At 66.7% G+C, this 19,752-nt stretch carries 19 protein-coding genes; 15 read left to right on the top strand and 4 right to left on the bottom strand.

All coding sequences use genetic code 11. The annotated features are described in order from the left end of the window. Nucleotides 1-27 precede the first annotated feature (27 nt). Nucleotides 28-2,508 (top strand): TonB-dependent siderophore receptor, encoded by a 2,481-nt coding sequence (locus CXQ81_RS19780; RefSeq protein ID WP_101338280.1) that lies wholly within the window; start codon nucleotides 28-30, stop codon nucleotides 2,506-2,508. Between the two features lie 59 nt (nucleotides 2,509-2,567). Here the strand turns inward: CXQ81_RS19780 and CXQ81_RS19775 are convergent, their stop codons facing one another. Next, the gene (locus CXQ81_RS19775) at nucleotides 2,568-4,220 is read right to left on the bottom strand and encodes a hypothetical protein (protein WP_101338279.1); all 1,653 of its coding nucleotides are present in this window, start codon (nucleotides 4,218-4,220) and stop codon (nucleotides 2,568-2,570) included. Nucleotides 4,221-4,463: 243 nt separating this feature from the next. On the opposite strand from CXQ81_RS19775, the gene moaC reads away from it, so the two are divergent. From moaC to CXQ81_RS19725, 10 genes are all read left to right on the top strand, one after another. After that, complete coding sequence (gene moaC, locus CXQ81_RS19770; protein WP_007929119.1) at nucleotides 4,464-4,949, top strand: cyclic pyranopterin monophosphate synthase MoaC; 486 nt, start codon at nucleotides 4,464-4,466, stop codon at nucleotides 4,947-4,949. Beyond that, complete coding sequence (locus CXQ81_RS19765) at nucleotides 4,946-5,191, top strand: MoaD/ThiS family protein (protein ID WP_007929122.1); 246 nt, start codon at nucleotides 4,946-4,948, stop codon at nucleotides 5,189-5,191. The genes moaC and CXQ81_RS19765 overlap by 4 nt, the downstream gene beginning before the upstream one ends. Before the next feature lie 4 nt (nucleotides 5,192-5,195). After that, the gene (locus tag CXQ81_RS19760) at nucleotides 5,196-5,639 is read left to right on the top strand and encodes a CopD family copper resistance protein (RefSeq protein ID WP_007929123.1); all 444 of its coding nucleotides are present in this window, start codon (nucleotides 5,196-5,198) and stop codon (nucleotides 5,637-5,639) included. 92 nt (nucleotides 5,640-5,731) lie between these two features. Beyond that, nucleotides 5,732-7,090: a hypothetical protein gene (locus CXQ81_RS19755; protein WP_101338278.1), complete on the top strand. Its 1,359-nt coding sequence runs from the start codon at nucleotides 5,732-5,734 to the stop codon at nucleotides 7,088-7,090. Between the two features lie 142 nt (nucleotides 7,091-7,232). Beyond that, the gene (locus CXQ81_RS19750; protein WP_092295349.1) at nucleotides 7,233-8,024 is read left to right on the top strand and encodes a CbbQ/NirQ/NorQ/GpvN family protein; all 792 of its coding nucleotides are present in this window, start codon (nucleotides 7,233-7,235) and stop codon (nucleotides 8,022-8,024) included. Beyond that, nucleotides 8,008-8,607 (top strand): cytochrome c oxidase subunit 3, encoded by a 600-nt coding sequence (locus CXQ81_RS19745; protein ID WP_101338277.1) that lies wholly within the window; start codon nucleotides 8,008-8,010, stop codon nucleotides 8,605-8,607. The genes CXQ81_RS19750 and CXQ81_RS19745 overlap by 17 nt, the downstream gene beginning before the upstream one ends. 10 nt (nucleotides 8,608-8,617) lie before the next feature. After that, entirely contained in the window at nucleotides 8,618-8,884 is a 267-nt protein-coding gene (locus CXQ81_RS19740) for a cytochrome C oxidase subunit IV family protein (RefSeq protein WP_007929127.1), read from the top strand. 97 nt (nucleotides 8,885-8,981) lie between these two features. Beyond that, nucleotides 8,982-9,422 (top strand): cytochrome c, encoded by a 441-nt coding sequence (locus CXQ81_RS19735; RefSeq protein WP_053261567.1) that lies wholly within the window; start codon nucleotides 8,982-8,984, stop codon nucleotides 9,420-9,422. Nucleotides 9,423-9,425: 3 nt separating this feature from the next. After that, nucleotides 9,426-10,853, top strand: coding sequence for a cbb3-type cytochrome c oxidase subunit I (locus CXQ81_RS19730; protein WP_087092116.1), 1,428 nt, complete (start codon nucleotides 9,426-9,428; stop codon nucleotides 10,851-10,853). 395 nt (nucleotides 10,854-11,248) lie between these two features. Beyond that, the gene (locus CXQ81_RS19725) at nucleotides 11,249-13,084 is read left to right on the top strand and encodes a nitric oxide reductase activation protein NorD (protein ID WP_101338276.1); all 1,836 of its coding nucleotides are present in this window, start codon (nucleotides 11,249-11,251) and stop codon (nucleotides 13,082-13,084) included. 130 nt (nucleotides 13,085-13,214) lie between these two features. Here CXQ81_RS19725 and CXQ81_RS19720 read toward each other — a convergent pair whose 3' ends face one another. Both CXQ81_RS19720 and CXQ81_RS19715 read right to left on the bottom strand, forming a co-directional pair. Continuing rightward, entirely contained in the window at nucleotides 13,215-13,409 is a 195-nt protein-coding gene (locus tag CXQ81_RS19720) for a protein DnrP (protein ID WP_101338275.1), read from the bottom strand. Continuing rightward, nucleotides 13,406-14,089: a Crp/Fnr family transcriptional regulator gene (locus CXQ81_RS19715; RefSeq protein ID WP_053261563.1), complete on the bottom strand. Its 684-nt coding sequence runs from the start codon at nucleotides 14,087-14,089 to the stop codon at nucleotides 13,406-13,408. Before CXQ81_RS19715 ends, CXQ81_RS19720 begins: the two co-directional genes overlap by 4 nt. A 574-nt stretch (nucleotides 14,090-14,663) precedes the next feature. Here CXQ81_RS19715 and CXQ81_RS19710 point away from each other — a divergent pair. Continuing rightward, entirely contained in the window at nucleotides 14,664-15,854 is a 1,191-nt protein-coding gene (locus CXQ81_RS19710; RefSeq protein WP_101338274.1) for an NnrS family protein, read from the top strand. Between the two features lie 29 nt (nucleotides 15,855-15,883). Continuing rightward, nucleotides 15,884-16,324: a hypothetical protein gene (locus CXQ81_RS19705; RefSeq protein ID WP_101338273.1), complete on the top strand. Its 441-nt coding sequence runs from the start codon at nucleotides 15,884-15,886 to the stop codon at nucleotides 16,322-16,324. A gap of 41 nt (nucleotides 16,325-16,365) precedes the next feature. Here CXQ81_RS19705 and ytfE read toward each other — a convergent pair whose 3' ends face one another. Continuing rightward, nucleotides 16,366-17,082, bottom strand: a complete 717-nt coding sequence (gene ytfE, locus CXQ81_RS19700) for an iron-sulfur cluster repair protein YtfE (protein ID WP_087092111.1) — start codon at nucleotides 17,080-17,082, stop codon at nucleotides 16,366-16,368. A 152-nt stretch (nucleotides 17,083-17,234) separates the two neighbouring features. Here ytfE and norR point away from each other — a divergent pair, with 152 nt between their 5' ends. Both norR and pdxH read left to right on the top strand, forming a co-directional pair. Further along, on the top strand, nucleotides 17,235-18,761 hold the full coding sequence (gene norR, locus CXQ81_RS19695; RefSeq protein ID WP_101339445.1) for a nitric oxide reductase transcriptional regulator NorR: 1,527 nt from the start codon (nucleotides 17,235-17,237) through the stop codon (nucleotides 18,759-18,761). A 307-nt stretch (nucleotides 18,762-19,068) separates the two neighbouring features. Beyond that, nucleotides 19,069-19,716, top strand: coding sequence for a pyridoxamine 5'-phosphate oxidase (gene pdxH, locus CXQ81_RS19690; protein ID WP_101338272.1), 648 nt, complete (start codon nucleotides 19,069-19,071; stop codon nucleotides 19,714-19,716). Nucleotides 19,717-19,752 lie beyond the last annotated feature (36 nt).

Below are 19,752 nucleotides of genomic sequence, written 5' to 3'. Positions count from 1 at the left end.
GTTATTGACCGTTTTGGGGGAGGGAGCATGTCTCGGGTGAACGCGCCAGGTCGTCTGGCGAACGCAGTGAAAGTCGCTTTGCTGGCAACCACCATGGCCAGCGCCTGTTCGGTGAATGCCGACCCGGCCACAGGGGCCGCGGCGCAGCAGAGCCAGGTCCGCGCCTACGACATCGGCGCCGGCAGCCTGGTGGATGTGCTGACCCGTTTTTCCAGCGCCGCCGGGGCGGCGATTTCCTTTGATGCGCAGCAGACCCAGGGCCGGCAATCGCCCGGGCTCAAGGGCCAGTTCGGGGTCGACGAAGGTTTCGCGCGGATTCTGCGCGGCAGCGGCCTGCGCGCCGAGCCCCAGGCCAACGGCAGCTATGTGCTGCGCGCGGTGCCGGTGCTCGGCTCGGCGCTGGAACTGGGCGCCACCAACATCGACGGCCAATTGCTGGGGGCAACCACCGAGGGCAGCGGCTCCTACACCACCGGGGCGGTGACCATCGGCAAGGGCCAGCACTCGCTGCGCGAGACCCCGCAATCGGTGACGGTGATGACCCGCAAGATGCTCGACGACCAGAACCTGCACAGCATCGACCAGGTCATGGAAAAGACCCCGGGCATCACCGTCTACGACTCGACCATGGGCGGCAAGTATTTCTACTCCCGCGGCTTTCGCATGTCGGGCCAGTATCAGTACGACGGTGTGCCGCTGGACATGGGCAACCAGTATGTCCAGGCCGACAGCTTCAGCGGCGACATGGCCTATTACGACCGGGTGGAAATCCTCCGTGGCGCCGCCGGGATGATGAAAGGTGCGGGCGGCACCGCCGGCGGGGTGAACTTCGTGCGCAAGCGCGGCCAGAGCACGCCGCAGACCGAAGTCACCTTGTCCGGCGGCAGTTGGGACAACTACCGCGGCCAGGTCGACACCGGCGGCCCGCTCAACGAATCCGGCACCCTGCGTGGCCGCGCGGTGGTGGCCGAGCAGAGCCGGCGTTACTTCATCGACGACGCCAGTCGCAAGGACCAGGTGTATTACGGTGCGCTCGACTTCGACCTGAGCCCCGACACCACCCTCGGCCTGGGCATCGCCTATGAAGATGTCGACGCCAACCCGTGCTGGGGCGGCCTGCCGCGCTACAAGGATGGCAGCGACCTGAAGCTCGGCCGCTCGACCTGCCTCGACCCGTCCTGGAACACCTGGCGCAGCAAGCGCACCACGGTGTTCGGCGACCTCAGGCACCAGCTCAACGACGACTGGGCGCTGAAGGTCGCCGGCGTCTACACCAAGAACACCCAGGACATCAAATACGCCTTCGCTTCCGGCGCGGTGACCCCCGGCGTCGACACCACCGGCATGCTCGGCAGCCTGTACGACTACGACCAGGTCGATTACGGCCTCGATGCCTACCTGGATGGCAAATTCACCGCGTTCGGCCTGCAGCATGAGCTGGTGGTGGGGGTCAACGGCAGTCGCGCGGACAAGGACGATTTCTTCTCGGTGGCCTTCCTGCCGCAGCAGCAGAACGTGTTCAATCCGGACCGGCATATCCCGAAACCGGACGACAGTTACTTCATCGAGAACTCGACCCGCGGTGGCCCGGTGAAGACCGTCACCGAACAGCGTGGCCTGTATTCGACCCTGCGGCTCAAGCTGGCGGAACCCCTGACCTTCGTCGTCGGCGGCCGGGTCAGCTGGTACCGCTCGAAAAGCGATTCGGTGTTCCTCAACTCGGGCACTTCGGAGCACGCCAGAAGCACCGAGACCGGCCAGGTCACGCCCTTTGCCGGTCTGTTGCTGGACCTCAACGACAACCTGACCGCCTATGCCAGCTACGCGGAGATCTTCACGCCCCAGGGCAACTACCGCTCGCAAAGCGGCTCGGCGCTCAAGCCGCTGGTGGGGGAAAGTTACGAGCTGGGGATCAAGGGCGAATGGTTCGACGGGCGCCTGAACAGCGCCTTCAACCTGTTCCAGACCGTGCAGAAGGACCAGGCGCAGACCGACTACAACTCCAGCTGTGCGTCATCGGACGGCTACTGCTACCTGAACTCCGGCAAGGTCCGCGCCCAGGGCTTCGAAGCCGAAATCAGCGGCGAGGTCATCGAGCGCCTGCAACTGCTGGCCGGCTACACCTATACCCAGACCAAGACCCTGGACGACATCGACAGCGGGCTCAATGGCGCCGCATTCAACAGCTATGTGCCGCGCCATATGCTGCGCCTGTGGGGCGACTATGCCCTCGATGGCGCGTTCGAGCGCTTCAGCATCGGCGCCGGGGTCAACGCGCAAAGCGATAACTTCCGGGTCTCGCCGGCCACCAGCGAAAAAATCACCCAGGCCGGCTACGCGGTGTGGAACGGCCGCATCGGCTACCGCATCGACGACACCTGGTCGCTGGCGCTCAACGGCAACAACCTGTTCGACAAGCGCTACTACTCCACCATCGGCATCGAAAGCTTCGGCAACTACTACGGCGATCCGCGCAACTTCACCATGACCCTCAAGGCGCAGTTCTAAGTCGCTCGGGCAATAAAAAAACGCCACTCCCGGGAGTGGCGTTTTTGTCTGCGGCCGACTCAGCCGATTTCCACCCATCCCCGGGTATTGCCAGCGCCTAGCAGATCAGCGACCGGCTTCACGGCAATCCGGCCATCCACGGTGCCCAGCGCCAGTTGCCCGGCGTGGGCGTCCATGGCGTGGATGAGGGTCGGCAAGCCGTCGATCCGCGCCTTGGCGTTCAGCCGTAGCTGCCCGCTGCGGGCATCGATCAGCATGAGCGTTCCGTCCAGGAAAGCCGCCGCCACCAGGCCGGCTTCGGGCAGGTGGACGATCGCGCTGGGCGAGGCCGGCGTGGGATGCCGCCACCGTTCCTGGCCGCGCTCCAGGTGCCGGCGGTAGATGAAGCCCTGGTACGCATCGCCGACCGAAGGGTTGTAGTGCTGGCCGGCGATGACCACGCTCGCGCCCAGGGTATCCGCCACATAAGCGCCGCGGCATTCCATGGCGTGGCTGGCCCGGGTGCCGTCCTGCTTGAGCAGCGGCCAGAGTCTTTGCACGGTCCCGTCGGGCTGGACGATGCACAGGTACTTGTGTTCGTGGGAACTGGCCGGCGTGCCCTGCAGTGCGAACAGATGGGGCGCGCCGCTGATGCCGATGTAATGGTTGAAGCAGTCGTAGTGGCCGATATCGACGGGCTGCACGTTGTCGCGAGCGGGGTCCAGCAGCAGATCGACGGCCTTCGAACCGGGGCTTCTCAATCGGTTGCGCCGCCCCAGCAGACGGCCGTCGCAGGCAGCCGAAAAGGTGTATTCATCGTCGTATTCCTGTACCAGGACCAGGCCGTTGTCTGTCAGGGCATACAAGCGGGAATCGCGGCGATAGGCCTCGGGGCCGTCCTGCACCAGCACCCCGTGCACATGCACGCCGGCCCCGCGCAGGATCTCGGCGCCGTAGCCTGGACCCGTGTGGTGGGCGAGCAGGGTACCGTCCGTGCCGTAGATGTCCAGCAGGCAGCCGTCGTGGGTGACGCCCAGGCGGTCCGGACCGAGCCAGGCGATATCGCGGATCGCGCCCCGGCATGCCAGCTCGGGCAGACCCAGCCAATGGGCCAGGCGCATGGCCGGTAGGCTCTGGTCATCTGCGGCAAGGCCCGAGGCAGCGACGGTCGCGGCCGGGTCCAGTTCCAGCACTGGCGGCGTCCTGGTCGCCCAGGTCGCTTCGCTGTCATCGGCCTGCACCAGGAACAGGGTGTCGAGGATCACCGACCAGTCGCTGTCGTCCAGCCCGTCCCATTCTTCGTTCCATGGCCGCACCCAGGCTTCGATCCGCTCGCCGCTGGCGTTGTAGCGGCAGCGCACCACTTCGGGAATATCGGCAAAAGGGCGCCGGCTCTGGCCGGTCTGCCAGTTCCACACCGCCAGCTCGCCTTCGAACAGGTAGCCGCCGTCATAGCGGCCGGCGCCGATCACGATGCGGGGCAGGGTGGGGTGGAAACCCACGTCGTTGATCGGCAGGCACAGTTCGTCGAAGATGGCGAACGGCACCGGCTCGCCACGTCGGTACAGGCCGAGCCGATAACGCAAGCCGGTGCCGCCATAGGCCGCGCGCGCGGGCGGATTGACCAGCAACGCAAACTCCGAGACCACGGCGGCGATATCCCCCGCCGGGTTGAAGAACGCGCCGGTGATCCTGCCGGTTCCGCGCAAGGTGGGGTCCATGATGCTGGTCATTGCTGCTCCCTGAGTGGTGGTGTGCTGGCGTTGCCTGCGCATGCTACCCGCAGCCTGCGCGCACGGGAAATCATCACGCCAGTCAGTCCTGGCGGTTCGCTGTGGCAATGCCGGCTTTCTTGATTGACGTCAACCGCGCCAGAGGGGCGGGGCGGTAGTCTCGCGGCAACGTGCGAGGCCGGGGCGATTCCGTCTGGTCCGAGCCCATCGCATCCTTAGTCGAAACCACAAGGCTTCTTGTCCATGAACGACGCGGTACTGACCCACCTCGATTCCCTCGGCCGTGCGCGCATGGTCGATGTCACCGATAAACCTGTGAGCTTTCGCGAGGCGGTGGCCGAGGCCTGGGTGCATATGCGCGCCGAGACCGCGCGGCTGATCGTCGGCGGCGGGCATCCCAAGGGCGATGTGTTCGCGGTAGCGCGCATCGCCGGCATCCAGGCGGCCAAGCGCACCAGCGAGCTGATCCCGCTCTGTCATCCGTTGCTGCTGAGCAGCGTGGTGGTCGAGTTAAGCCTCGAGGATGAGCATCGCGTGCGCATCGTTTCGCGCTGCAAGCTGGCCGGGCAGACCGGGGTCGAGATGGAGGCGCTGACCGCCGCCAGCGTCGCCGCCTTGACGCTGTACGACATGTGCAAGGCGGTGGACCGCGGCATGCATATCGAATCGATCCGGCTGTTGCGCAAGTCCGGGGGCAAGAGTGGCGATTACCAGGCGCCGTCGGCATGAGGCTGCAGGTGCAGTATTTCTCCCGCTACCGGGAAACCCTGGGCTGCGCGAGCGAGGTGGTCGAAGGCGATTTCGCCTGCCTCGAGCACCTGCGCCGGCACCTGGCGAGCCGCTGCGGTATCTGGCGGGTGCTGGACGAACCGAGCCTGATGTGTGCCCGCAACCAGGACCTGTGCGGGCTCGACGAGGCGCTGGACGACGGCGACGAGGTGGCGTTTTTCCCTACGGTGACCGGAGGCTGAAGCGATGATCTATCCGCTGCTGCTCACTCTGCACCTGTTCGCCGCGCTGGTCTTCATCGGCACGGTGTTTTTCGAAGTGCTGTTCCTGGAACACATCCGCCAGCAACTGCCGGCCAAGCTTATGGTGCTGCTCGAACAGGGTATCGCCGGCCGTGCCCGCCAGCTGATGCCCTGGGTGCTGCTGGTGCTGTTCGGTGCCGGGCTGGGCATGGTCTGGGCGCGTTATCTGCCGGTGCTGGCAGCGCCCTTGGCGTCGTCGTTCGGCACCTTGCTGCTGCTCAAGATCCTGCTGGCCGCCAGCGTGCTCGGGCATTTCCTGGTGGCCATGCTGCTGTTCCGGAGCGGGCGCATGAATGCCCGCTATTCGCGCTTTATCCATCACAGCCTGTTCGGCCATATGCTGCTGATCGTGCTGCTGGCCAAGGGCATGTTCTACCTGAACTGGTAGGTCGGCGCCGACCCCACGCTTGATGCAAGTCAAGGAGCCCCGGGCGTTAACGCCGGACACTGACCCTCCACCGCCAGCCATGGAGCCCAGTCATGCCCGATCTACTCCCGCACCGCAGCGAGCCGGTCGTTCGACGCGATCAAGGTGTGCTCGACCCCAACTGCCATGTCGACACCCGCCGCTTTCACGGCGGCATCGGCTCCCTGGACCTGCTGCGGGCATTGCGCAACAGCCGGCAGAAGCGCCGGCCGCTGTCCTTGAACGTGCAGTTCCCGCCGCGCCTGGCGGGCACGCCGGTGGACGCTGGCGCAAGCTACCTGCGGCGGCTGGAACGCGAGATAGATCTGGTGGGCTGCCACCTCGCGCCGGAGCAGCGTATCGAGCAGTTCCACCTGGGCGGCGGCACCCCGGAGGCGGCGCAGTTGCAACGCTTGATGCAGCACCTGCGCCAGCGCTTTCACTTCCTCGAACACGATTGCGGCGACTACAGCATCGACGTCGACCTGCACCACACCGACTGGGCGACCATGGGCCTGCTGCGCGACCAGGGGTTCAATCAGGTCAATATCGGGGTGCCGGATATCGGCAGCGACAGCCAGTTGTCGGTGGCCTGCTACCAGAACCCGGCGCCCATCCATTCGCTGATCGATGCGGCGCGGACCTTTGGCTATCGCTCGGTGAATGTCGACCTGGGGTATGGCCATGCCTGGCAGACCCCTTCGAGCTTCGCCTTGAAGCTGGGCACCCTGATCGAGCTGGAGCCCGATCGCCTGCAGGTGTTCGACTATGCCCAGCCACCGTTGCGCTACCGGCGCCAGAGCCAGGAGCGCCCCGCGGCAGCCTGCAGCCAGGAGGCCAAGGAGACGATGCGGCGCATCTGTTTCGAGCGCCTGCTGGCGGCGGGTTACCAGTACATCGGCCTGGGCCAGTTCGTGCGCCCCGACGACGACCTGATGATGGCCCAGGAGCGCGGCCGGCTGCGCCGCAACTGCCAGGGGTTTACCTGCCACGGTTACTGCGACCATGTGGGCTTCGGCCTGGGCGCCATCAGCCAGTTCGACGAGCTGTATACGCAGAACAGCGAGCGGCTCGAGGACTATCTGCAACAGCTGGACCTGGGCCAGCTGGCGACCCGTCGCGGCTGGCGCTGCGAGGCCGGCGACCAGGTCCGGCAGCTGGTCATGGAGCGCCTGGCGTGCGACCTGGAGCTGGACATCCTGGCCATCGAAAGCCGCTACGGGCTGATCTTCCGCCAGTACTTCGCGTCCGCCTGGCTGCGCCTGCAACAGCTGAGCTGGAACGGCCTGGTGGAGCTTTCGGAGCGCTTCATCAGCATCCTGCCCGCCGGCCGGCTGGAGGTGGACAGCATCTGCCAGCTGTTCCAGGAGGACCTGGACAGCCCGGGGCAAGCCTCTGGTTGCGAGTGCGTCGAGCCCGATTGCGAGCGTTGATTGCAGGCAGTTATTTCGAGGCCTGAGCGCAGCCCGGCGCGGCCCGCTTGACGGCGATCAAGTTTGCCCGCCGGTTCGCTTGCCGCTCCCTTGCGTGGCGCCTTAGCGTGGTCCCCGAACCCCGCTGTGAATCAGGTAGCCCATGGATCTCGGAACGGCTTGCGAACCCTTCTATCAACCCTTGAACAATGAACAGGCGCTGTTCGAACAGGCCTGGCGGCACGGCATGCCGGTGCTGATCAAAGGCCCCACGGGCTGCGGCAAGACCCGATTTGTCCAGCACATGGCACATCGCCTGAACCTGCCGCTGCACACCGTGGCCTGCCACGACGACCTCAGCGCCGCCGACCTGATCGGCCGCCATCTGATCGGCGCCCAGGGCACCTGGTGGCAGGACGGGCCGCTGACCCGGGCGGTGCGCGAGGGCGGCATCTGTTACCTCGACGAAGTGGTCGAGGCGCGCCAGGACACGGTGGTGGTCCTGCACCCCCTGGCCGACGACCGCCGCGAGCTGTTCCTGGAACGTACCGGCGAAGTGCTGCGGGCGCCGCCGTCCTTCATGCTGGTGGTGTCCTACAACCCCGGCTACCAGAACCTGCTCAAGGGCATGAAACCCAGCACCCGCCAGCGCTTCGTGGCGATGCGCTTCGACTATCCGCCGCCGGCCGAGGAGGAACGCATCGTCCAGCGCGAGGCGCAAGTGGATGCTGCGCTGGCGCGGCAGATTGTCGGGCTGGGGCAGGCCCTGCGCCGCCTGGAGCAGCATGACCTGGAGGAGGTGGCGTCCACCCGGCTGTTGATTTTCACCGCGCGCATGATCGGCGCCGGCATGCCGCCGCGCGAAGCCTGCCTGGCGTGCCTGGCCGAACCCCTGAGCGACGACCCGGTGACGGTGGCGGCGCTGATGGACGTGGTCGATGTGCACTTCGGCTGACTCCGCCGCGGCAGCCACCGAGGCCTCGCGGCGCCACCTGCCGGGGGACCTGGCGATGTGGTTGTTCATCCTCGCCGAGCTGTCGGTGTTCGCCATCCTGATCCTCGCGTTCGCGGTGACCCAGCGGCTCAAGCCACAGCTGTTCGCCGAAAGCCGCCAACTGCTCGACAGCTCCACCGGCCTGGCCATGACCCTGAGCCTGCTCAGCGCCGGGCTGCTGGCGGCGCTGGCCCAGGAACGGGTGCGTCGGGCGCGGCCACGCCAGGGCGCGGCGCTGCTGCTGGCGGCCGTGCTGGTGGCCACGGTCTACCTGCTGCTCAAGCTCGGCGAGTTCCGGCACCTGCTGGGCCTGGGCTTGGGGCTGGAACACAACACCTTCTTCACCCTGTACTGGATCCTCAGCGGTTTTCATTTCCTCCATGTGCTGCCGGGCATGCTGATTTTCGCCTGGCTGGCGCAGCGTTGCCTGAGAGGCCGCTATGGCGCCGACAACTGCTCGGGTTTCGAATCCGGGGTGCTCTACTGGCACATGGTCGATCTGGTCTGGGTGCTGCTGTTTCCGCTGGTCTACGTTCTGGATTGACGAGGTGCGCATGTCCGCTGGCAGGTTCTTGCTGAGCTGTTGGGTCGCCCTGGTCGGTCTCAGCGTCGGCACGGTGTGGCTGGGCAGTTGGCTGGGGCCGGGTGCGCCGCGCGGGTTGGCGCTGCTGATCCTGCTGCTGGCGGTGGCCAAGGCCTGGCTGATCGCCGACGGCTTCATGGAGCTGCGCCACGGGCCGCGCCTGTGGCGCTGGCTGCTGCTCGGCTGGCCGCTGGCGCTGGCCTTGCTGCTGGGGTTGATCCTCAGTCTGGGCCGGTAATACCCGAGTAAAACCATCGGCGTTTCTTGATTGCCATCAAGCGGGTTTATGCCCCGCGCTTCCTATCATGGCCGGGCCAAGCCAAGAGGAAGCGAGCATGTCGCAGAACTTCACCAAAGGCATGGCCAGGAACATCTATTTCGGGGGAAGCGTGTTCTTCTTCCTGATCTTCCTGGCCTTGACCTATCACACGGAGCAGACCTTTCCCGTACGCAGCAACGACGCGCTGTTGAGCGCGGCGGTGGTGCGCGGCAAGACGGTCTGGGAACAGAACAACTGCATCGGCTGCCACACGCTGCTGGGCGAGGGCGCCTACTTCGCGCCGGAGCTGGGCAACGTGTTCCAGCGTCGCGGCGGCGAGGAGGGCTTCAAGCCCTTCCTGCAAGCCTGGATGAAGATGCAACCGCTGGGCGTGCCCGGACGCCGGGCCATGCCGCAATTCAACCTGAGCCAGCAGGAGGTCGACGACATCGCCGAATTCCTCAAGTGGAGTTCGAAGATCAATACCAATGGCTGGCCGCCAAACAAGGAGGGCTGAACGATGCGTCTTGCCAATCCACACCTGAAATTCGCCTCGCAGGCCGTGGCCAAACCCTACTTCGTGTTTGCCCTGATGCTGTTCCTCGGCCAGGTGCTGTTCGGTTTGATCATGGGCCTGCAATACGTGATCGGCGATTTCCTGTTCCCGATCATTCCCTTCAACGTGGCGCGCATGGTCCACACCAACCTGCTGATCGTCTGGCTGCTGTTCGGCTTCATGGGCGCGGCCTACTACCTGATTCCGGAGGAGGCCGACCGCGAACTGCACAGCCCGAAACTGGCGCTGCTGCTGTTCTGGGTGTTCGCCGCCGCCGGCGTGCTGACCATCCTCGGCTACCTGCTGGTGCCCTACGCGGGCCTGGCCCGGCTGACCCACAACGAGCTGCTGCCGACCATGGGCCGCGAGTTCCTCGAGCAGCCGACCATCACCAAGATGGGCATAGTGCTGGTGTGCCTGGGCTTTCTCTACAACATCGGCATGACCCTGCTCAAGGGCCGCAAGACCACGGTCAGCATGGTGATGATGACCGGGCTGATCGGCCTTGCGGTGTTCTTTCTGTTCTCCTTCTACAACCCGGCCAACCTGGCCCGCGACAAGTTCTACTGGTGGTGGGTGGTGCACCTGTGGGTGGAGGGCGTGTGGGAGCTGATCATGGGCGCGATGCTGGCCTTCGTGCTGATCAAGGTCACCGGCGTGGACCGCGAAGTGGTGGAGAAGTGGCTCTACGTGATCATCGCCATGGCACTGATCAGCGGGATCATCGGCACCGGCCACCACTTCTTCTGGATCGGCGCGCCCGAGGTCTGGCTGTGGGTCGGCTCGATCTTCTCGGCCCTGGAGCCGCTGCCGTTCCTGGCCATGGTGATCTTCGCCTTCAGCCTGGTGAAGAACCGCCGCCGCCAGCACCCCAACCGCGCCGCCACGCTGTGGGCCAAGGGCACCACGGTGACCGCGTTCTTCGGCGCCGGGGTCTGGGGTTTCCTGCACACCCTGGCGCCGGTCAACTACTACACCCATGGCACGCAACTGACCGCGGCCCACGGCCACCTGGCGTTCTACGGCGCCTACGCGATGATCGTCATGACCCTGATCAGCTACGCCATGCCGCGCCTGCGCGGGCTCGGCGAAGCGGCGGACGAGCGCTCGCAGACCCTGGAAGTCTGGGGCTTCTGGCTGATGACCCTGTCGATGGTGATGATCACCCTGTTGCTCACCGCCGCCGGCGTGGTCCAGGTGCTGCTGCAACGCTGGGCCGAGGACGGCACGGCGATGCCGTTCATGGCCACGGTGGAGCATCTCAATGGGCTGTTCTGGGCACGCCTGATCAGCGGGCTGGGGTTCTTCGCCGGGCTGCTGTGCTACCTGCTGAGCTTCCGCCAGCGCGGCCGCGCCGCCTTGCGCGCACCGGCCCCGGTGGTGTCTTCATGAACGACCACTAGCCTGTAGCCGCTGCCGAGCGCAGCGAGGCTGCGATCGGTCTGGGCGGCATTCCGACGCAGCGGCCGCAAATCCGGCAACGCAGTCCTTCCGACAAACCGGGTGCGCAGGTTTTGCGAGGACTACGTCCTCGGTCGCAGCCTCGCAGGCTCGGCAGCGGCTACAGGACAACGTACGACGACGGTCTATGTAGCCGCTGCCGAGCGAAGCGAGGCTGCGATCGGCTGCGTAGCGGCCGCAAACCGGGCCATGCGGTCTTTCAGGCAAACCGCGTGCACAGGTTTTGCGAGGACTACGTCGGAATGCCGCCCAGACCGATCGCAGCCTCGCTGCGCTCGGCAGCGGCTACAGCGCACCGTTTTCCTGCATTCGAAAAAGGAGGCTCCATGGCCTTTACCCTGGAACTGGAAGAGTGGGTCGGCAGTGTCTGGCATCGTTTCATCACCCGTCGCGCCAGCGTGGACTTTCCCGAGGCGCGAATCGAGCTGGCGCCGCGCCAACGTTCCCTGGCCCTGCTGTTGCGGGCCATGGGCGGTGCCGGCCGCGGCGTCGAGGCGGCCAGCGAGCGCGACCTGCTGTTGCGCCGCAGCCTGTTGCAGCAGATCGCCGGCACCTGCCGGCAAACGCCCCTGGCCTGGTGCGACGCCGACAACCTGCGCCTGCCGGCCAGCCTCGCGGTGTTCCCCGAGGCGGCGTTGAACGAGGAACTGTACCGCTGGCTGGCCCTGCTGGCGGCGCAGTCCGGGCCGATGCGCCATTGGGGCCGGGACAATCAGCGCTGGACCCGGCGCCTGCTGCAACGCTACCCGGCGCTGCGTGAGCGCTACCGGCGGCTGGTGGAGGCGCACCTGCAACTGCGCCCCGATCCAACCTCGTTGAGCCGCCCCGAAGCCGCGCTGGAACGCGCCCTGTGCCAGGCCCTGCGCGAACCCGGCAGTGTCGCCGAGTTTCCCCGCAGCGAACGCGCGGCCTGGCCCGTGCCGCTGTGGCTGTACCCGCCGCTGCACCTGGCCAGCCCGCTGGCCGCCGATCTCGAGGACTCGGTGGAGGACCTGGCCACCGCTGCCGGCGAGCAGGCGGGCGGGCGCAAGCGCGCCAGCCGGGTCGAGGACCACAGCCGCGACGGCGGCCTGCTGATCGTGCGCCTGGAGAACCTGTTCAGCTGGACCGAGCATGTGGACCTCGACCGCTGGGCTGACGACAGCCAAGACCCGGACGCCGCCCAGGTCGCCGCCGACCTGGATGAGCTGACCCTGTCGCGCACCCGCCTGCGCAAGGGCGGCGGCCTCAAGCTGCACCTCGACCTGCCGCCGGCCGACGTCGACGACATTCCCCTGGGCGAGGGCATCCACCTGCCGGAATGGGACTACCGCAAGGGCCGCCTGCAAGAGCACTTCGTCAACCTGCAGATGCTGGTGCCGCGCGATTGCCAGGCGCAGCCGCTGCCGTCGCGCCTGAAACCGTCGGCGCAGTTGTTGCGGCGACAGTTCCAGCCGTTGCGCAACGAGCGCCAATGGTTGCGCCAGCAGCCCCAGGGTTCGGAACTGGACCTGCAGGCCTGGCTGGATTTTCACGTCGAGCGCGCCCATGGCGCCTGTGCCGAGCGCGGCCTGTTCATGGAGCAGCGCCAGACCCGGCGCGACCTGGCGTGCCTGTTGCTGGCCGATGTCTCGATGTCCACCGACGCCCACCTCAACGACGAGCACCGGGTGATCGAGGTGATCCGCGACAGCCTGCTGCTGTTCGGCGAAACCCTGGCTGGCCTCGGTGATGACTTTGCCCTGTACGGGTTTTCCTCGTTGCGCCGCCAGCAGGTGCGCATGCAGGAACTCAAGGCCTTCGACCAGCGTTACGACGACCACACCCGCGGGCGCATCCTGGGGCTCAAGCCGGGTTTCTACACGCGCATGGGCGCGGCGATTCGCCAGGCCACGCGCCTGCTCGGCAGCTGCAAGCGCCAGCGCAAACTGTTGCTGTTATTGACCGACGGCAAGCCCAACGACCTGGACCTCTACGAAGGCCGTTATGGCGTCGAGGACACCCGCGAGGCGGTACTGGAAGCGCGGCGCCAGGGGCTGACACCGTTCTGCATCACCATCGATCGCGAGGCCGCGGCTTACCTGCCGTACCTGTTCGGCGTCAATGGCTACACCCTGATCCGCCGGCCCGAGCAACTGCCGCTGCGTCTGCCGCAGTTGTATCGGCAACTGACCCAGCCTTGAGGCGCCCGCCGCCTGGGACACCTTCGCCGGCCAGGGCAGGCGAGGGGGAAGGGTTCAATGTTCCAGGCAAACCAGATGTGCAGGCATTCCGACGTAGCGGCCGCAACGGTGTTTCAGGCAAAAGCGTCCGCTAGGAACGCGGCAACCAGAAAAACATCGCCACGCAAAAGATCGTCAGGCCAATACAGAACAATCCGAAGCGCCGCAACCGGCGTTGTTCGGCGTGCGCTGCGGTGGCCGGCAGGGGCATGCCGCAATGGCGGCAGGAGGTTTGCCCGGGCGGGTTGGAGCCGTGGCAGTACAGGCAGACCGGCCCGGCGCTCATTCGAATTGCTCCAGCCGCGGACGGTCGAGAATGACGATCTGGCGGCCGTCCTGGCTGATGATCTTTTCATCGATCAGGCGCCGGATGATCCGCGAGAACGTCTCCGGCTGGATCGCCAGGTGGCCGGCGATCAACTGCTTGGCCATCGGCAGCTCGAACCGGCGCTCCACCGGTTGCAGCTGCATCAGTTGCGTCAGCAGATAACGCACCACCCTGTGGGTGGCGTTCTTCAGCGACAGGGTTTCGATCTCGTTGACCCGCTGGTGCAGGCGCACGCAGAGCTTGCCGAGCAGGGCGAAGGTCAGGCGGCTGTTGCTTTGCAGCAGCCGCAGGTAGGTGTCGTTGGACAGCCGATAGAGCTGGGTCGGGCCGATGGCTTCGGCGCAGGCCACATAGTCCGGCGTGTCCATCAGCATCATTGCCTCGGCGAAGGTCTGGCGCGGGCCGATGACCTCGAGCACTTTTTCCTGCCCATCCGGCGTCAGGCGGTAGACCTTCACCGCGCCGGCGATCACGAAATAGAAAGCCTCGGCCGGCTCGCCCTGGCGGAACAGCGGGTCGCCCTTATCGAGGCTGAGCAACTGGCTGGCCGCCATCAGCTCGTCCAGCTGTTCCTCGTTCAGGGGCTCGAACAGGTGATGGCTGCGCAGGATCTGGTGATGCACGCGATGTAGCACCATGAATATTCATCCTTATGGCTGGGGGAGAGGTGCTGCCGTGGTTCAGACGAGGCCCAGGGCGACGCGGCTGGCGAGGGCCAGGATCGCGCCCAGGACGACAAACCACGTCAGTGGCTGGAGGGTCTTTTTCAGGGTGGCTCCGGCGGTATTCATGGTGGCTCCGGTCATTTGGGAGGGATTTGGGTGCCCTGTGTTCAGCAAGACCCGGGCCAGGCGCCAGGCCTCCTGTATTGGGGGAGATTTCCAGCGGCGTGGTCAAAAAGACCTGGCGATTTCGGGTGTAAATGACTAGCGAATGGTCATTTTGACCCTCGCGCTGTAAGGCGAGCCCCGGCACCGCGCCGGCCGCAACCCCGGCCCGCCGGCTTACGGCCGTTCCTGGTGGTGATCGGGCCCCGGGGCACGGCCCTTGCACTGCCAGACAGGACGGCGGGCACAACAGCCCGCCGCATCCCGGGCAAGCTTGATTTGCGACAACGGCAAGGGCACGCCAATGGCCGATGATGGCCGGGGATTTCATTCGCCGCGTGTCGACCGTCGCCGGGTCGGCACGCTGGGTAAAGGAGTGGGCTTGATGCAAGTACTTGAGCGTCGTGCGGCGATGGCAATCGTGCCGCTGTTACGCCTGGCCTTCCGGCCGTTTTTCCTCGCCGGTGGTGTCCTGGCGCTGCTGGTGGTGCCGCTGTGGCTGGCGGCGCTGCAGGGCGCCCTGGGCGACTGGCAACCGGCGGGAGGCTGGCTGGGCTGGCACCGCCACGAACTGCTGTTCGGTTTCGGCCTGGCGATCATCGCCGGCTTCCTGCTGACCGCGGCGCAGACCTGGACCGGCCAGCCGGGCCTGAGCGGCAAGCCGCTGGCGGCCCTGGCCTTGCTCTGGCTGGCCGCGCGCCTGGCCTGGCTGGGCAGCGCGCCCTGGCCGCTGCTGGCCGTGCTGGAACTGGGGTTTCCCCTGGCGCTGGCCGGGTTGATGGGCCGCATGCTGTGGAAGGTGCGCCAGCAGCGCAACTACCCGATTGTCCTGGTGCTGCTGTTGCTCGCCGCGGCGGACGGCCTGTCGGTGGCCGGCCTGCTGCAAGGCCATGAAGGCTGGCAGCGCCAGGGCGTGCTGAGCGGTCTGTGGCTGGTGGCGGCGATGATGAGCCTGATCGGCGGGCGGGTGATTCCGTTTTTCACCCAGCGCGGCCTCGGTCGGGTCGCGGCCGTGACGCCCTGGCCATGGCTCGATTATCTGCTGCTGGCGGGCTCGGCCCTGGTGGCGCTGCTGTATGCCGCCGGGCCGGCGCTCATCGCCAATACCTGGGTTGGCGCGCTGTTCCTGCTGCTGGCGGCCGCGCATCTGCTGCGGTTGTGGCGCTGGCAGGACCGCGGGCTGTGGCGCGTGCCGCTGCTGTGGTCGCTGCACCTGGCCTACGGCTGGCTGGCGCTGGCGTGCCTGGGCATGGCGCTGTGGCATTTCGGCGCGCCGCTGAACCCCAGCCTGGCCGTGCACGGCCTGACCGTCGGCGCCATGGCCGGGCTGATCCTGGCGATGATCGCCCGGGTCAGCCTGGGTCATACCGGGCGGCCGCTGGAGCCGCCAGCGGGCATGACCCTGGCGTTCATCCTGCTCAATCTGGCCTGCCTCAGCCGGGTGCTGCTGGTGCTCTGGTTGCCGGTGGCGGCGTTGTGGCTGGCGGGCCTGTGCTGGGCCCTGGCCTTTGCCCTGTACGTCTGGCGCTACGGGCCGATGCTGCTGCGGGCGCGGGTCGACGGGCACCCGGGCTGAGCCCTGAATGCGGAGCAAGGAGAAGGGCAATGATTTATCCCTGGTTAGTGGTTATCCACCTGCTGGCGGCCATCGGTTTTATCGGCACGCTGTTCTTCGAGGTGTGCATCTGGCACACGGCGCGCCGGCAACTGGCGACGGACGCCCAGGTGGCGGCGGACCAGGCCATCGCGGTGCGTTCGCGCAAGGTCCTGCATGGCGTGGTGCTGCTGTTGTACGGCGCCGGTATCGGCCTGGCCTGGCAGCATCGCGGGGCCTTGAGCCAGCCCTTGAGCAGCAGTTTCGCCAGCCTGTTGAGCCTGAAGATCGTCCTGGCCCTGAGCATCATCGGCCATTACCTGCTGCTGGCGTACTGGCTCAAGACCGCGCGGCTGAGCGCCGGCCGCGCCTGCTGGATCCGTCGCAGCGTGCTGGGGCACATGCTGCTGATCGTGGTCCTGGCCAAGGCGATGTTCTATTGGCATGGCTGAATGAACGTGCCAGCCACCGGGCTGGCACGCAGGGGCGGGGATCAAGCGTTCAGGGCGTTGGCGAACAGCACGTTGTTTTCCAGATGGATGTGCTGCATCAGGTCGTCGCGAAATTCGCTCAACCCGCGGTACAGCGCGCGCCAGGTGTTGCAGGCGTCGGCGGGTGGGGTGATGTGGTCGGTCAGCACCAGCAGTTTTTCCAGGGCCTCGCCATGTTGCTCGTGCTCCAGGCGCAGCACATGGATCGGCGGCGCCGCCCGGCGGCCCAGGCCCTGTTGCAGCATCGGGAACAGCACCTGTTCTTCCTTGAGCATGTGGCCTTCGAGTTCCTGCTGCATGTCCCGCAGGTGATCGGCCAGGCCGTTGGGGCAGGTGTCGCGGGCGCCATGCACTTGCTCCACGCGACAGGCCAGGCGGATCAGTTCCGGCAGCTGTTCGCGGTGGCGGGCGTGGTAGCGGGTGAGGATATGGGCGATCAGCGCCTCGCTCGGTTCATCGCGCCAGTCGTGCCGCCGGGCGTCGCTGTCTTGCAGCAGGTGCAGGGCCTCGGCGATCTGCACGGGGTCGAGGCCTTTGCCGAGGGCGGCGTCGCGCAGGGTTTTCTGTCCGCCGCAGCAGAAGTCCAGGTTGAACTCATGAAACACCCGGCTGGCGCCGGGGATGTCGCAGGCCAGCTGGCCGAGGCTTTGCTCCAGGAGGTTGGGCTGCGAAGCGTCTTGTCGGGCAAGACCGGGTCGTTCCAGCAGTGTCGGGTTCATCAGGTTTTCCTTGTTGTGGCAACGGTTCCCCTGGGCCGTTGCATCCGCCATGCCAGCTGTAACTTATTGAAAGTAATGGACTGATTTTTTGTCGTGGTGCGGATGACCCTGAAATCTCGGGGTCGGAACCACCAGAAAGGGTGATGACTACCATGTTGCGTGAAAGTCTGGCGGCCGACCTGATTGTCGAGTTGCCCAATGCCGTGCGGTTGCAGCGTCTGGTGCAGACCCTGCGTGAGTACTTCAAGGCCGGGGCCGTGGGCCTGCTGCGCCTGGACGACGACAGCCTGCGGCCGCTGGCCACCGTCGGCCTGGTGCATGAAGCCCTCGGGCGGCGCTTCGTGATCGCCCAGCACCCGCGCCTGGCGGCGATCATGGCGTCCCGCGAGCCCACCTGGTTCGAGCCCGACAGCCGCCTGCCGGACCCTTATGACGGGCTGCTCGACCACCCGGACAGCGGGCCGCTGGCGGTGCACGACTGCATGGGCGTGAGCCTGTATGTGGAAGGGCGGGTCTGGGGCGCCATCACCCTCGACGCGCTGCGGCCCGGGACCTTCGACCGCCGGGCGCGGGATGAGCTCAAGCGCTGCAGCCTGCAGATCGAGGCGGCGCTGCGGGTCACCCGCCTGGAACAGGAAAACCGCAGCCTGCGCCTGTCGCGCAGCGAGCCGCAGGATGCCCGCGGGCCGGTGGAGGAGGGCGAGATCCTCGGCCAGAGCGAAGTCCTGCATCAATTGCTCAACGAGCTGGACGTGCTCGCCGATTCCGAGCTGCCGGTGTTGCTGCTGGGCGAGACCGGGGTTGGCAAGGAGCTGTTCGCCCGGCGCCTGCATCGCCTGTCCCGACGCGCCCACAAGCCGCTGGTGCAGGTCAACTGCGCGGCGCTGCCGGAATCCCTGGCCGAGAGCGAGCTGTTCGGTCACGTCAAGGGCGCCTTCTCCGGCGCCACCAGCGACCGCGCCGGGCGCTTCGACGCGGCCAACGGCGGCACGCTGTTTCTCGACGAGGTCGGCGAGCTGCCGCTGAGCGTGCAGGCCAAATTGCTGCGCACCCTGCAGAACGGCGAGATCCAGCGCCTGGGGGCGGACAAGCCGCTGCATGTGGATGTGCGCATCATCGCCGCGACCAACCGCCACCTGCCGGACAGCATTCGCGACGGGCTGTTTCGCGCCGACCTGTACCACCGGCTTTCGGTGTACCCGGTGCCGATCCCGCCGCTGCGCGAACGCGGCTCTGACGTGTTGCTGCTGGCCGGGCATTTCCTCGAACTCAACCGCAGCCGTCTCGGCCTGCGTGGCCTGCGCCTGTCGTCGGCGGCTGAACGGGCGCTGCTGGCGTACCCCTGGCCGGGCAATGTGCGCGAGCTGGAACACGTGATCAGCCGCGCCGCCCTCAAGCAGCTCAGCCGTGGCGGCAGTCGCAACCTGATTTTGACCCTGGAGCCGGAAGTCCTCGATCTCGACAGCACGCTGAAGGGCGCGGAGCCGCTCGAACAGTCGCCGCCGGCGGCCGACGACGGGCCGTTCCAGCCCCTGAGCGAAGCCGTCGACGAGTACCAGCGGCAGAAGATTCACCAGGCCCTGAGCCGCTGCCGCAACAACTGGGCGCGCGCCGCCCGGCTGCTGGAGGTCGACCCGAGCAACCTGCACAAACTGGCCCGGCGCCTGCGGCTCAAATAGCAGGCCGGCCGACGTTCGATTGCTTGCGATGGTCGTCAACGATGACGCGCATAACCTGACACCCCGCGTCGTCCTCAGGTTCATCGCGAGCAATCGAGCGTCGACCGGCTGCTCCTACAGAAGCAACTGCTGGCCCACCTCGATCGCAGCCTCACAGGCTCGGCAGCGGCTACGGAACATGGGTGCCTAGAGGGGCGCGGCGCAATTGCTACAGAAAATAGGGATCGGCAGCTGCCGTTGATGGCGATCAAGGTCATGCCAGGCGGCTCCTCGCAGACTGCGGCAAACCCCAACGGAGATCACCCTCATGCCGCTTTCCCTGGCCCAGATGCGCCGTAACTATTGCCGCGATGGCCTGGCCGACGAGGCCGTGCCGGAGGATCCGCTGCCGCTGTTCCGTCAGTGGCTGCAACAGGCCCGCGACACCGAGCAGGCGCCGGTGGAGGCCAACAGCATGTGCCTGGCCACGGTCGACGAACAGGGCCAGCCCCATTGTCGGGTGCTGTTGCTCAAGGGCCTGAGCGATGACGGTTTCACCTTCTTCGGCCACTACCAGAGCGCCAAGGGCCTGGAGCTGGCGGCCAATCCCCGGGCCGCCATGACCTTCTTCTGGCCGGCTCTGGAGCGCCAGGTGCGCATCGAAGGATGGGTATCGCGGTTAGCGCCGCGGCTGTCGGATGTGTATTTCGATTCGCGCTCCCTGGCCAGTCGCCTCGGTGCCTGGGCCTCGCCGCAAAGCCAGCCCTTGGCCAACCGGCTGCAACTGGAATCCCTGCTGGCCAGCACCACCAGCCGTTTCGACGGCCAGCCGCTGCCGCGCCCGGAACACTGGGGCGGCTACTGCCTGCGCCCGCAGCGCATGGAGTTCTGGCAAGGGCGCAGCGACCGTCTGCATGACCGCCTCGACTACCGCCTGCACCAGGGCGTGTGGCGCCACGGCCGGCTGGCGCCCTGAGGGTCGTCGTCCCGTCGAGGTACCTCCTTGGAGGAA

It is taken from the genome of Pseudomonas sp. 09C 129 (assembly GCF_002843625.1).
GTDB lineage: Bacteria > Pseudomonadota > Gammaproteobacteria > Pseudomonadales > Pseudomonadaceae > Aquipseudomonas > Aquipseudomonas chlororaphis.
This window is presented reverse-complemented; position numbering and strand designations above follow the sequence as displayed.

What these genes read in the sequence shown, in the direction of transcription:
- CXQ81_RS19705 (WP_101338273.1), top strand. Translation starts at nt 15,884, where the DNA reads ATGATTTATCCCTGGTTAGTGGTTATCCACCTGCTGGCGGCCATCGGT.
- norR (WP_101339445.1), top strand. Translation starts at nt 17,235, where the DNA reads ATGTTGCGTGAAAGTCTGGCGGCCGACCTGATTGTCGAGTTGCCCAAT.
- CXQ81_RS19745 (WP_101338277.1), top strand. Translation starts at nt 8,008, where the DNA reads ATGTGCACTTCGGCTGACTCCGCCGCGGCAGCCACCGAGGCCTCGCGG.
- CXQ81_RS19715 (WP_053261563.1), bottom strand. Translation starts at nt 14,089, where the DNA reads ATGGTGCTACATCGCGTGCATCACCAGATCCTGCGCAGCCATCACCTG.
- CXQ81_RS19775 (WP_101338279.1), bottom strand. Translation starts at nt 4,220, where the DNA reads ATGACCAGCATCATGGACCCCACCTTGCGCGGAACCGGCAGGATCACC.
- CXQ81_RS19750 (WP_092295349.1), top strand. Translation starts at nt 7,233, where the DNA reads ATGGATCTCGGAACGGCTTGCGAACCCTTCTATCAACCCTTGAACAAT.
- CXQ81_RS19780 (WP_101338280.1), top strand. Translation starts at nt 28, where the DNA reads ATGTCTCGGGTGAACGCGCCAGGTCGTCTGGCGAACGCAGTGAAAGTC.
- CXQ81_RS19765 (WP_007929122.1), top strand. Translation starts at nt 4,946, where the DNA reads ATGAGGCTGCAGGTGCAGTATTTCTCCCGCTACCGGGAAACCCTGGGC.
- ytfE (WP_087092111.1), bottom strand. Translation starts at nt 17,082, where the DNA reads ATGAACCCGACACTGCTGGAACGACCCGGTCTTGCCCGACAAGACGCT.
- moaC (WP_007929119.1), top strand. Translation starts at nt 4,464, where the DNA reads ATGAACGACGCGGTACTGACCCACCTCGATTCCCTCGGCCGTGCGCGC.
- CXQ81_RS19720 (WP_101338275.1), bottom strand. Translation starts at nt 13,409, where the DNA reads ATGAGCGCCGGGCCGGTCTGCCTGTACTGCCACGGCTCCAACCCGCCC.
- CXQ81_RS19755 (WP_101338278.1), top strand. Translation starts at nt 5,732, where the DNA reads ATGCCCGATCTACTCCCGCACCGCAGCGAGCCGGTCGTTCGACGCGAT.
- CXQ81_RS19730 (WP_087092116.1), top strand. Translation starts at nt 9,426, where the DNA reads ATGCGTCTTGCCAATCCACACCTGAAATTCGCCTCGCAGGCCGTGGCC.
- pdxH (WP_101338272.1), top strand. Translation starts at nt 19,069, where the DNA reads ATGCCGCTTTCCCTGGCCCAGATGCGCCGTAACTATTGCCGCGATGGC.
- CXQ81_RS19735 (WP_053261567.1), top strand. Translation starts at nt 8,982, where the DNA reads ATGTCGCAGAACTTCACCAAAGGCATGGCCAGGAACATCTATTTCGGG.
- CXQ81_RS19740 (WP_007929127.1), top strand. Translation starts at nt 8,618, where the DNA reads ATGTCCGCTGGCAGGTTCTTGCTGAGCTGTTGGGTCGCCCTGGTCGGT.
- CXQ81_RS19710 (WP_101338274.1), top strand. Translation starts at nt 14,664, where the DNA reads ATGCAAGTACTTGAGCGTCGTGCGGCGATGGCAATCGTGCCGCTGTTA.
- CXQ81_RS19760 (WP_007929123.1), top strand. Translation starts at nt 5,196, where the DNA reads ATGATCTATCCGCTGCTGCTCACTCTGCACCTGTTCGCCGCGCTGGTC.
- CXQ81_RS19725 (WP_101338276.1), top strand. Translation starts at nt 11,249, where the DNA reads ATGGCCTTTACCCTGGAACTGGAAGAGTGGGTCGGCAGTGTCTGGCAT.